The 11,497-nt window shown below is 40.4% G+C and carries 10 protein-coding genes and 1 tRNA gene; 9 read left to right on the top strand and 2 right to left on the bottom strand.

Going from position 1 to position 11,497, the window contains the following annotated elements:
- Positions 1–376: 376 nt before the first annotated feature.
- A tRNA-Asn gene (locus ACERII_RS10015) sits at positions 377–452 on the bottom strand.
- Positions 453–736: 284 nt separating this feature from the next.
- Here ACERII_RS10015 and ACERII_RS10010 point away from each other — a divergent pair.
- The 9 genes from ACERII_RS10010 to ACERII_RS09970 all read left to right on the top strand — a co-directional run bounded on the left by ACERII_RS10010 (position 737) and on the right by ACERII_RS09970 (position 8,532).
- Positions 737–1,777: an ATP synthase beta subunit C-terminal domain-containing protein gene (locus tag ACERII_RS10010; RefSeq protein WP_373642011.1), complete on the top strand. Its 1,041-nt coding sequence runs from the start codon at positions 737–739 to the stop codon at positions 1,775–1,777.
- Positions 1,778–2,341: 564 nt separating this feature from the next.
- Positions 2,342–2,719: a VOC family protein gene (locus tag ACERII_RS10005; RefSeq protein ID WP_373642010.1), complete on the top strand. Its 378-nt coding sequence runs from the start codon at positions 2,342–2,344 to the stop codon at positions 2,717–2,719.
- A gap of 60 nt (positions 2,720–2,779) precedes the next feature.
- A complete protein-coding gene (locus ACERII_RS10000; protein ID WP_373642006.1) occupies positions 2,780–3,328 on the top strand; it encodes a histidine phosphatase family protein in 549 nt (182 codons plus the stop codon).
- A 103-nt stretch (positions 3,329–3,431) separates the two neighbouring features.
- Positions 3,432–3,623, top strand: coding sequence for a hypothetical protein (locus ACERII_RS09995; protein ID WP_373642004.1), 192 nt, complete (start codon positions 3,432–3,434; stop codon positions 3,621–3,623).
- Positions 3,624–3,967: 344 nt separating this feature from the next.
- The gene (locus tag ACERII_RS09990; RefSeq protein ID WP_373642003.1) at positions 3,968–5,032 is read left to right on the top strand and encodes a glycoside hydrolase family 53 protein; all 1,065 of its coding nucleotides are present in this window, start codon (positions 3,968–3,970) and stop codon (positions 5,030–5,032) included.
- A 196-nt stretch (positions 5,033–5,228) separates the two neighbouring features.
- Positions 5,229–5,411: a hypothetical protein gene (locus ACERII_RS09985; RefSeq protein WP_373642002.1), complete on the top strand. Its 183-nt coding sequence runs from the start codon at positions 5,229–5,231 to the stop codon at positions 5,409–5,411.
- 363 nt (positions 5,412–5,774) lie between these two features.
- Positions 5,775–7,481 carry an AMP-binding protein gene (locus ACERII_RS09980; RefSeq protein WP_373642001.1) on the top strand — a complete coding sequence of 569 codons (1,707 nt, stop codon included), beginning with the start codon at positions 5,775–5,777 and terminating at the stop codon, positions 7,479–7,481.
- Positions 7,482–7,516: 35 nt separating this feature from the next.
- Positions 7,517–7,861, top strand: a complete 345-nt coding sequence (locus ACERII_RS09975) for an SCP2 sterol-binding domain-containing protein (protein ID WP_373641999.1) — start codon at positions 7,517–7,519, stop codon at positions 7,859–7,861.
- Between the two features lie 431 nt (positions 7,862–8,292).
- Positions 8,293–8,532, top strand: coding sequence for a hypothetical protein (locus ACERII_RS09970; protein ID WP_373641998.1), 240 nt, complete (start codon positions 8,293–8,295; stop codon positions 8,530–8,532).
- A gap of 199 nt (positions 8,533–8,731) precedes the next feature.
- Here ACERII_RS09970 and ACERII_RS09965 read toward each other — a convergent pair whose 3' ends face one another.
- A complete protein-coding gene (locus ACERII_RS09965; RefSeq protein ID WP_373641997.1) occupies positions 8,732–11,380 on the bottom strand; it encodes a cation-translocating P-type ATPase in 2,649 nt (882 codons plus the stop codon).
- Positions 11,381–11,497 lie beyond the last annotated feature (117 nt).

Below are 11,497 nucleotides of genomic sequence, written 5' to 3'. Positions count from 1 at the left end.
TTCCAGTTAGAAAAGTAAAAAGCACTTTTCAACTGAAAGAACATTTTTCTTCGCAGATATGCAAGCGGATTCCGCTTTTCGTTCGTCCAGAACATTTGCATTTCGTTGGGAGACAGGATGTCGATATGATGCCGTGTCCACAGGACGTGGGCTGCTTTTAGGCGGAATTGGGGCGCCTTGCGGTTTTTTTACGAATGGTTTGTTTGCACCTCTGAAGTAAACCCTTTATGGGAAGAGTAGGTGCTTTTCTTATACTTTAAGAAAGTTTAGCTAAAGGATTAAAGTATAGGATAAACTAAGGCTTTCGCCATTAAGGACTTGGCGATAAGCCAAGTTTATCTAATCATATTAAAAAGGGAATTATCAGTCAAAAAGATGGCTCCACAGGTAGGACTCGAACCTACGACCGATCGGTTAACAGCCGATTGCTCTACCAACTGAGCTACTGTGGAACGAAGTAACCTTGCTACAAATGATATTATGGTTCGCAGGCTGATATTTTAATCATAAAAAGTTAAAATCGTGCAATTAACATTTTTCTGAATTTCTCGTTATTGTTTTAACAATAACCGGAACTTGGTGATAGAAGAGTTCAAGGGTAGTAGATATTGCTATGCTAAAACACAAAATTACTCTCTAATTAAAATTTATTACCTTATAAGGTAATTGTCTATTGCTTTTAAACGTAATTAGTATTACTATATAAAGTAAGGGAAGGAGGGGTATAATGGAAAGATTGGAAAATATTCAGTTGAATGTACCTTTATTAAGACGAAAAGTTCCCAATTTAACAGCTGCAGCCCGTTCAGTTGGCTTGCGTCCTGCAACTGTATCCAATTTGTGTACAGGGAAAATTCCAATTGCACGTGCAGAAGTAAGAACATTAGTTGCACTTGCCTCATTAGCAGATTGTAGCTTGGACGATTTAATTATCAGAGGGGAGAAGATGGAAATGATTGAAACCGGGATAAAAACTCTTGATGCCTTCGCACCTTTAACAAAGGGTGGTACTGTCGGGTTAGTTGCGAGGTTTGGGATGGGGCAATTGGTTGTACTAGCCGAACTGTTTAACCGCTTAAAGCAGAAAGGATTTACTACGGTCTTGTTGGTACCTACCGGAGATCATCCAGAGATAAAGGATGTCTATGGAGAAGTGGATGTACAAGTAAATTCGGTTGATGAAGCATACGAAAAACTGGTTGTTTTAGGAAAAGACAGCGATATTGCCTTTGCTGCTGATCGATCAAATGTACTGACAGGTGACATTCACCAGCTTCAAGAACGGTTAAGTAATGTTGGTGTTACCTTGACAACGTTCTTGGTTGATTTAAAGGGGGAGGCTGTGGATGAGGATCTTCCTTATGGTCCTTTGGAGACACTTTGGCAATTTGATGCAGACTTAGCCGCAAGACGGAAGTTCCCAGCAATTAACCCTCTTTACTCTACCTCATCCATCTTAGAAGGTGGACATTTAGAGCAAAATCATTTGAATGTTCAACAGAGGGTACAGAAACTTCTACGTAGATATCGGGAGTTGCGTTCTTTAGTAACTTTCAGTGGAATGGAGAAACTGCCTGCTACAGAACGGGATACGTATCGTCGAGGGGAAAAGCTCGAAGCATATTTAACTCAGCCATTTTATGTTGCAGAGGAATTAACCGGTAAAAAAGGGGAAGTCGTTTCTCTGAAAGAAACTCTGGAGGATTTAAGAAAAATCTTGGACGGTGAAATAGATTCAATGGATGTTGAAAGCTTGAATTATATAGGAAAGCTTTAACCATGGATCTTCTGTTCCTTCCAATCATATAGAGTGTGTGCGGAGGGAAAGAAACGAAGACTTCGGCGGGATAAAAAGGCAAGGGTGAGATCCCATGAGTGCTTATACGCTCGGCGGCTCACCAGCCGCCCGTGGAAAGCGAAGTATATTTTCATACTTTAAGAAAGTTTAACTTCGCTAAAGGATTAAAGTATAAAATAACCTGAGGCTTTCGCCATTAAGAACTTTGCGATAAGCCAAGTTTATCTAGTAGCGAATAAAGTATCAGTTCTTCTCATTTCTCATGTTAAAAACACGCGTGTTCCAGTCTCTTGTTTTGTATGAGGGGCTTATTTGTGTAGTGAAAAGGACACTATAGATATTTCCCTTGTTACCTGCAGGTTAACAGTTGGTTAAGTGAGGGACGATTTAGATCTCCATAATGATCTGTGGAAAAATGTGGTACAATTATTATTAGTAAATGACGGATTATTCAGAAGTATTCACTTATAAATTCTTACCATGGAAACATTGTTTTGATGTAAATATGGATACCTACTTGAGGTGACTTATGTAATATTTGAAATGACTAATCAAATTCGCGTTAAAGATATTGGTGAAGGGCAAAAGTGGTATCAAACTTTACTTAATAGACAACCTGATTTTATCCCACACGAGGGTTTTGCAGAATGGGAAATAATCCCTGGGTGTTGGTTGCAAGTTGCTGAGGGTACTCCAGCAGATGCAAGTGGTCCTTTACGGTTTGGAGTATCTGACATAGAAACTGAAAGAGAGCGTCTGGTTGCAGAGTTATCTATTGAAGAGTTTGATATCTATTCAAGAGAAGAGGTTCCTGTAAAATGGGGAACATTCTCTGACCCTTGGGGGAATCGTCTTGGGTTCTTTGTATATGTAAATAAGAAAGAAGAAAAAGATCGTAGGAAAATCATTCTTGGACAGTAATAGTACTCTCTATAGTTAAATAACCTACTGTTAACCAACATGAGGAGGAGAGGTGATTACATGATTTATGTTGTTAGGCATGGCCAAACCGAATTAAATAAAGAACGTAGAATGCAAGGGCGATGTGGTTTGCCTCTAAATGAATATGGTGTGGCACAAGCAGAGCAATTACGAGATAAACTCGTGAACATAACCTTTGATTATGTCTTTTCTTCTCCGCAAGATAGGGCTATTCAAACAGCAGAGATAGCAACTGGAAAAGAAGCAATAATTGATGCGAGACTAGATGTATTTGATTTGGGAGAAGCTGATCGACGAAAAGTGAGTGAGGTGAAAATGGCTGGGATTATTCCTGATTCTACCATTTACAAAGGAGTGGAAGAAACAGGTTCATTTGTAGAAAGAGTTTTTCAATTTATGGGGGATCTTGAAAGTGAAAACCTTGGAAAAGAAGTAAATATATTGCTATCAGGACATCGATGTACCACTGGGTGTATAGGAGCTTACTTTAAAGGCGTACCAAAAGACGGGAATATATTAAGGTTTTCCTCAGATAATGGAGATTATAAAATCTACCGTTTTCAAGATGGTTCTCATAATAGTTCATAAGTCATTAAAGGAACCAGATTTGTAAAATAGTAAAGGGTTTTATAGAGAAATTGATATCAAAGATGGAGACAGCAATTTACATACAGAAAGAGGGGATAAAAGGATGAAGTACTCATTATATTTTGGTGTTGGACTAGTAGTGTTGTTTGTAATTTTTATAAGTTTTGATTACATAGGTTATAATGCTTTCGGGATTTTGGTTCCGCTCATTGAATGGGGAACCAAATTTATTTTACCTTGGATCGCCTTATATTGGTTTATTCAGTTTGTGAAAAACAAACAAGTTTTCAAGTAATTACAATAGGAGAACCTTCATACTTACTGTTTTAAACTTGCACAACTAAGGGAACCTCATGGATTGCTAAGCATTGGTCATAAAAAAAGATTTAAAAAAGAATATTATGATAAATTAACGGCACGAAGAACTGTTCGGGCCGTTTTGCATTACATTCTAATATTTATTTTAGTGTGTAACTCAAGGATTCCCTTGTGTGATCCATTTTGCACTCCCCTTATAAAACCGTTATCATGAAAACAACTGTTTTTATACCTATCTGAAAAAAATAAAGAATCAATAAACTATTTGTAATGAAATGAACGATAGTTTTCAAAAAAAGAATGTTTATGGAGGCTTAGATAATGAATAGACAGTTCATAAGAGGCGTAGATATATCTTTTGTTGATGAAATTGAAACAGAAGGTGGGAAATTCTACAACAATAATGTGGAAGTTGATGTGATTGAAATATTGAAGAAGTCTGGTGTGAATTCCATACGTCTGAGGTTATGGAACGATCCGAAAGGGGGATATTGTAACCTCGAGAGAACGATCCAAGTTGCCAAGCGAATCAAAGAGCATGGACTGCACTTTTTATTAGACTTTCATTACTCGGATTATTGGGCAGACCCTGGGAAACAAACGAAACCAAAGGAATGGGAAAACTACTCTTTTGATGAGCTTGTGGATGCAGTGCATGATTTTACAAGAGACACCATCCAATCTCTGAAAAATGAAGGGGTACTCCCGAACATGGTGCAAATAGGGAATGAAATTATCCATGGCATGCTGTGGGACGAAGGGCGCGTATTGGAAGAAGGATTTGATGATGGCAAGCAATGGGAAAACCTAGCGCAACTAATAAAAGCAGGATTGACTGGATTGCAAGCAGCGATAACGGAAGAAGATCACGTGGAGACGATGGTACATATTGATCGTGGTGGAGACAATGAGAAAAGTAGAAAGTTTTACGATAAGATCCACGAGTTAGGTGTGGAATATGATGTGATCGGTCTTTCCTTTTACCCTTGGTGGCATGGAAAACTAAGCGACTTGGAACATAACTTGAGTGATCTATCTGTTCGTTATGATAAGGATATCATTGTGGTGGAAGTAGCATATCCGTGGACCATATCATCGGATGATACGGATTTATCGTTTATCGTTAACTCAGAAGATCAGATACTAGAAGGCTACCCTGCAACCGTTTCAGGACAAGCCAAGTATTTCGAAGACGTAATCTCGATTATTCAAAACACAACCAACCAAAATGGGGCAGGCTTATATTACTGGGAACCTTGTTGGATTCCGTCCAAAAAACATTGGTCTGTGGAGCATGATAACAACTGGGCGAACCTAACATTGTTTGACTTCAAAGGAAACAAACTAGACTCGTTGGATGTATTTGGCGGAACTAGGAAGCAGTAGGGACGGTTCTACTGCTTCCTTGTTGAGACGATTTGCCAGAAGGAAGAACAGGGAATGGCTCTCCTTTTTTTACGACTCAATAGTTGTATAGCGGCAGCATTCTTAAATTAATAAAAATTTGGTACCCTCTTTTTCTTGCAATCATAAAGTAAAGAAAAAGGGGGGGGAGAAAATTAAAAATGAAGAAAATAAACAAATGAAACAGTTGGTAACTACTAGCACGTTGATTATACTAACTATAATCATATCACTCTTACTTGATGCAGAAGTTATTCCTGCTCTTATTTTTTCTGTTATATTAGTTCTCTTTACTGACGAATCGAATCAAAGTGTCATTCTTATCCTTCTAGGTATCATCTTGATAATTACAAATATATAACATTCCATTTATCTTTAGATGAAGTTGGGAGAAAAGTAGACGATATTTGGAAAAAATTTTTCTGGTCTGTTATTTCAATATTATAATTTGTGATACTTAACAAACGGGTTGTTGATTTAGGAAAAAATAGAAAAAATATATTAAAAAGGCCAGGTTCATACAAATAGGAACCTGGCCTTTTTCTCAAAATTACCAACCTAACTTAACGTACAATTTCCCCACCCGAAACAATCCACTAAAACTATTTTTAAAAAATTCTTAAAAATAAAAAAACACCCTTTCAAAATGTTTGCGCTTACACTATAATATAAGTAGTGAAAAATGAATGGTTATTCATTCATTTTATTGTTAGGAGGTATTCTATTGGTATTAAAAGAGAAAACGTGGTTAGCTCAGTACCCTTCAGAAATTCCTACATCGATTACGTATCCAGATAAGAGCCTTGTTTCCTTCTTAGAGGATGCGTATAAGAAAAGACCAGATAATCACGCAATAGTTTTTATGGGGCAACGTTTAACTTATCGAGAGCTGTATGAAAGTACTGTGAAACTGGCCAATGGCTTAAGACAACTAGGGATGAAATCTGGGGAACGAGTGTCCATTATGCTCCCAAATTGCCCGCAAGCGGTGATTAGCTATTATGCGGTATTGATGGCTGGTGGTATTGTTGTGCAAACAAATCCGTTATACGTGGAGCGAGAGTTGGAGCACCAGTTAAATGACTCGGGAGCAACGTTTATCATCGCATTGGACTGGGTTTTTCCGAGAGTGGAAAAAGTAAGACATGCTACGAATCTAAAAAAGATACTAGTTACAAGTTTGAAAGACTATTTGCCTTTTCCAAAAAATCTATTTTTCCCACTTGTATCAAAGAAAAGAGGTATGAACACGAAGGTACCATACTCGGACGAAGTTCTGTCATGGATGAAGGTGATGAACGAAGCTCCAAACGAACCAATCGAGATGGCAACAGATCCGGACGATGTGGCAATCCTGCAATACACTGGAGGAACAACGGGAGTGGCAAAGGGAGTAATGCTCACTCATAAGAATCTTGTAGCCAATGTCCTTCAGTGCACACATTGGATTTTCAAAGTGGAGTATGGGGAGGAAAAATTCCTGGGAATGGTTCCGTTCTTCCATGTTTATGGAATGACCGTTGTAATGAATGCATGTATATCTCTCGCCTCCACGATGGTTTTATTGCCGAAGTTTGATGTGAAGGATGCCCTAAAAGCGATTGATAAAGAAAAACCAACGATTTTTCCAGGCGCACCAACGATGTACATAGGCCTACTAAATCACCCTGACATCGGAAAATATGATCTGTCCTCCATTAAGGCGTGTATCAGTGGCTCCGCGCCTTTGCCGGTAGAGGTTCAACAGCAATTTGAAAAGGTGACAAATGGAATTTTAGTTGAAGGCTACGGATTAACAGAATCTTCCCCGGTAACTCACTGCAACTTAGTTTGGGGCGGAGAAAGAGTGAGCGGAAGTATTGGTTTGCCGTGGCCTGATACGGATGTAAAAATTGTGTCATTAGAAACTAGCGAAGAAGTGGGCGTCGGTGCAATTGGAGAAATTGCCATTAAAGGTCCTCAGGTGATGAAGGGCTATTGGAATCGACCTGAAGATACGGAAGAGACCCTGAGAGATGGCTGGCTGTTCACTGGTGATATGGGTTATATGGATGAAAAAGGACATTTCTACATTGCTGATCGGAAAAAAGATATGATCATTGCCGGTGGATATAATATTTATCCTCGCGAAGTAGAGGAGGTTTTATTCGAACATCCTGCGGTGCTTGAATGTGTCATTCTTGGCATTCCAGATCCATACCGAGGGGAAACAGTAAAAGCGTATATTGTTTTCAAGGATGGAATGGAAGTTTCCGAAAAAGAACTTGATGCGTATTGTCGTGAAAAATTGGCTGCGTATAAGGTGCCGAAGTTGTATGAGTTTAGAGAAGATCTTCCTAAAACTCTCGTAGGGAAAGTATTACGACGAGCTTTGCGTGATGAGGAGATGCGGAAAATATCTACACAAGACGAAGCCAAAATAGGCGATTAAGAACATATTTTTTTGAAAACTAGGGGGGATTTATTGTGAGCGAAAAACAAGCGACGTTACTAGAGACTGTTCATGAAATTGAAAAAATGCTAAATGAAAATCCGGAGCCCATATCAGATGTTCAGCTAATTTACGAGTTTCAAATTACAGGAGATGAAGCTGGAACGTTTCAGTTACATTTACAGGATGGTCAGGCGAAAGTAACGGAGGAAGCTACTTCTCCACCAGATTGCACACTCATTATGTCCTTCGATAGCTTTCAGAAATTTTTAGATGGAAAACTAAGTGGAACTGCCGCCTTCATGACAGGGAAACTAAAGGTAAAAGGAGAAATACCGAAAGCGTTGAAGTTGGAGTCGATATTGAAGCAGTATCATTAAAAGATTAGAATAAGTTAGCTTGTCTCGAATCACCACACGTGGGGCGTGTGGTGATTTTTCACTGGTAGTAGGTAGTTTGTGGTTTGCGAAAGGTGAAAATTGGATTCCCGAAAGAGCGTTAGGAAGGCCGCGTCGGGAATCGAAGAGCGTTTTCAATTCCCGAAAGAGTGTTTGGAAGGCCGCGTCGGGAATCGAAGAGCGTTTTCAATTCCCGAAAGAGTGTTTGGAAGGTCGGAACGGGAATCGAAGAGCGTTTTCAATTCCCGAAAGAGTGTTTGGAAGGTCGGACCGGGAATCGAAGAGCGTTTTCAATTCCCGAAAGAGTGTTTGAAGGGCTGGACCGGGAATCGAAGAGCGTTTTCAATTCCCGAAAGAGTGTTTGGAAGGTCGGACCGGGAATCGAAGAGCGTTTTGGATTCCCGAAGGAGTGGTTGGAAGGTCGGACCGGGAATCGAAGAGCCGTTTGGATTCCCGAAGGAGTGGTTAGAAGGGCTGGACCGGGAATCGAAGAGCCGTTTGGATTCCCGAAGGAGTGGTTAGAAGGTCGGACCGGGAATCGAAGAGCGTTTTGGATTCCCGAAGGAGTGGTTAGAAGGGCTGGACCGGGAATCGAAGAGCGTTTTCAATTCCCGAAAGAGCTACAAAAAGACAGCGCCGGGAAACCAAAATAAACTTAAATTACCAACTGCGGGTAGAAAGTCGCAACATAAGCTCAAACTAAGTTCACAGCATTACTAAATCTAATAATCTATAAAAAGACGAAAGACACATAACAACGTAAAAGTTGTTATGTGTCTTTCATTAGACATTGCGCTTTTGAAAACAAGTTTTCTCTATTCAAAACCTTGAATAATGCCGCCCTTCATCTTTTTAAGCCTTCTTCCCAAACTTCACCTGTACAACCTTCACAACATCCATCATCACAACAGCACCAATCGCTAGTCCAACTGCAACCAGCCACTCATTAAATCCAAACGTAGTTGGAATAGCAAACACGTCACGCGCAAACGGCATAATTGTAATGCTGTATAATGTAAAGCAGAATAAAAGTGCTCCAAGAACATATTTGTTTGTGAAGAACCCAACACCGAACATCGTTTGCGTGTTCGAACGCGCCACTAAAGTTTGTAACGTTCTAGCTAAAATTAACGTCGTAAACGCCATCGCAATTCCCATCTCATCGGAATGCTGTAGTCCGATGTAGTGGGAAATAATAACAGCCACACCAATTAAGATACCTCGGTTCACCACAGCACGAAGCGTATCTCCAGAGAAGATTCCCTCGTTCATTTTTCGAGGTTTTCGCTTCATCACATCAGGCTCAGCTTTCTCCATACCCAGCGCAATCGCAGGAAGCGAGTCGTTAACTAGATTAATAAATAGCAACTGTAACGCGGTAAATGGATTTGCCCAACCCATGATTACCGCAAAAATAATTGCGATGATTGCCCCAAGGTTTCCTGCAAAAAGGTAGCCAATCGCTTTTTTAATATTGTCAAAAACAGTACGGCCAACACCAACCGCATTCACAATAGAAACGAAATTGTCATCTGTCAAAATCATTGCAGAAGCATCTTTCGCTACATCCGTACCGCTTCCCATCCCAATTCCAATGTCCGCTTGCTTCAGAGCCGGAGCATCGTTAACCCCGTCTCCCGTCATAGCAGTAACTTGTTCTTTCTTTTGCCAAGCACGGACAATTCGAATCTTGTTTTCTGGAGAAACACGAGCATACACAGAAATTCGTTCGAGTTGCTGATCTAATTCTTCATCAGACATAAGATCCAGTTCCACACCAGTAACAGCCACATCTCCTTCTTCCATTAACCCAATCTCCCGAGCAATTGCTTGAGCAGTTGTCTTGTGATCGCCCGTGATCATGACAGTTCGAATACCAGCTTCTTTCGCTTGAGCAATAGAATCGTACACTTCCTCGCGTGGAGGATCAATCATCGCGATTAATCCAACGAGAACAAGATCCTTTTCATCCTCTATCTCAATATCAACTCGATCATCCGACACGTCTTTATACGCAAACGCAAGAACTCGTAATGCTTGTTCAGAAAAATCTTCATTTGTTTTCCGAAAAGCATTTAAATCCTCCCTAGTAATCGCCCTTTCTTCCCCGTTCACATACACACGATTTACGAGGGAGAGGACAACGTCCGGTCCACCCTTCAGATAGAGCCTTTTCTTGCCGCCCACTTTATTAAGAGTAGACATCCTTTTGCGGTCGGAATCAAACGGATTCTCTCCAACTCGTTGAAAACTTTTACGAACTTCTTCCACATCATAGCCTTTTTTGAGACCGAAACGGATGAGCGCCACTTCCGTAGGATCTCCAATTTCATTTCCATCCTGCAAAATCGAAGAGTCATTACACAGAATAGCAGTGTTCATGAGCTCCATTTCGTTTTCCGACCACAACGAAGGGTCTTCTGGTAAACTCGCTCGATGAATTCCGAGGTGGAAGTGCTCCATCACCGTCATTTTGTTTTGCGTCAACGTACCCGTTTTATCCGTACAAATAACGCTGGTGGATCCTAATGTTTCTACTGCCGGAAGCTTTCTGATAATCGCATGACGTTTCGCCATTTTATGTGTTCCAACAGATAATACAATCGTAACAATGGATTGAAGTGCTTCCGGAATTGCCGCAACCGCAACCGCAACGGCGAACATTAGCGCAGATAATATGGCAGCTGTTGTATCCGCTGTTGCAGGACCAAGCCAGATTCTCCCCACTTCTACTAGGAAAATAAAAACACTTAAAAGTAAAATAGCGATTCCTAGCTTCTTACTAAACACATCAAGTTTTCGCTGTAACGGAGTTTGTTTCGCTTCCGCATTTTGAAGCATGCTAGCAATCTTTCCAATTTCCGTATTCAACCCTGTCTCACTAACAACGACTGTCGCTCGTCCATAAACAGCAAGCGAAGAACTGAATACCATGTTCAAACGGTCACCGATGGTCACTTCTTCCGAGATAACATCGATTTGCTTATTAACGGACTCGGATTCTCCCGTTAACATTCCTTCGTTTACCTTCAACGAAGAGTTCTCAATAATTCGCCCATCCGCAGGAACATAATCCCCTGCTTCTAGAAAAATAATATCACCAGGCACTAATTCGCGCGCAGGAATCGTTTCTTTCTCGCCATTTCTAAGTACTTTCGCTGTAGGAGCAGACATTTGCCGAAGCGCGTCCAAAGAACTCTCCGCCTTCTTCGTCTGAACCACACTAATAACCGAATTCATGATTAATACGATAAAAATAATGATAGATTCAACGTATTCTCCCAAAACAAGCTGAACCCCAGCAGCGATAAGGAGAACCACCACCATCGCATCCTTGAAGCTCTCTAGAAACAACTTCCAAACAGACGCCTTTTCTCCCTCGGCAATTTCATTAAAACCCTCTTTTTCCAATCGTTTTGAAGCTTCCTCATTGGATATCCCCTGAATAGAAGAATCCACATCTGTAAGCACTTCTTCCGGCGACTTCTGATATGTTATCATCCTACATTTTCCTCTCCTATGTCTCTTTCTATATTTGTAAAAACAAGAGTAGATTGCTTCTTAAGTAAATTTGCTTTTCTTCAGCACCCCCTTATAATCGCGTGTGTGTCTTGAGAT

Source organism: Evansella sp. AB-rgal1, assembly GCF_041820985.1.
Classification (GTDB): Bacteria; Bacillota; Bacilli; order Bacillales; family Salisediminibacteriaceae; genus Evansella.
This window is presented reverse-complemented; position numbering and strand designations above follow the sequence as displayed.

Excerpts from the sequence above, each read along its gene's own strand:
- ACERII_RS09965 (WP_373641997.1), bottom strand. The coding sequence starts at position 11,380 with ATGATAACATATCAGAAGTCGCCGGAAGAAGTGCTTACAGATGTGGAT.
- ACERII_RS09995 (WP_373642004.1), top strand. The coding sequence starts at position 3,432 with ATGAAGTACTCATTATATTTTGGTGTTGGACTAGTAGTGTTGTTTGTA.
- ACERII_RS10005 (WP_373642010.1), top strand. The coding sequence starts at position 2,342 with ATGACTAATCAAATTCGCGTTAAAGATATTGGTGAAGGGCAAAAGTGG.
- ACERII_RS09985 (WP_373642002.1), top strand. The coding sequence starts at position 5,229 with ATGAAACAGTTGGTAACTACTAGCACGTTGATTATACTAACTATAATC.
- ACERII_RS10000 (WP_373642006.1), top strand. The coding sequence starts at position 2,780 with ATGATTTATGTTGTTAGGCATGGCCAAACCGAATTAAATAAAGAACGT.
- ACERII_RS09990 (WP_373642003.1), top strand. The coding sequence starts at position 3,968 with ATGAATAGACAGTTCATAAGAGGCGTAGATATATCTTTTGTTGATGAA.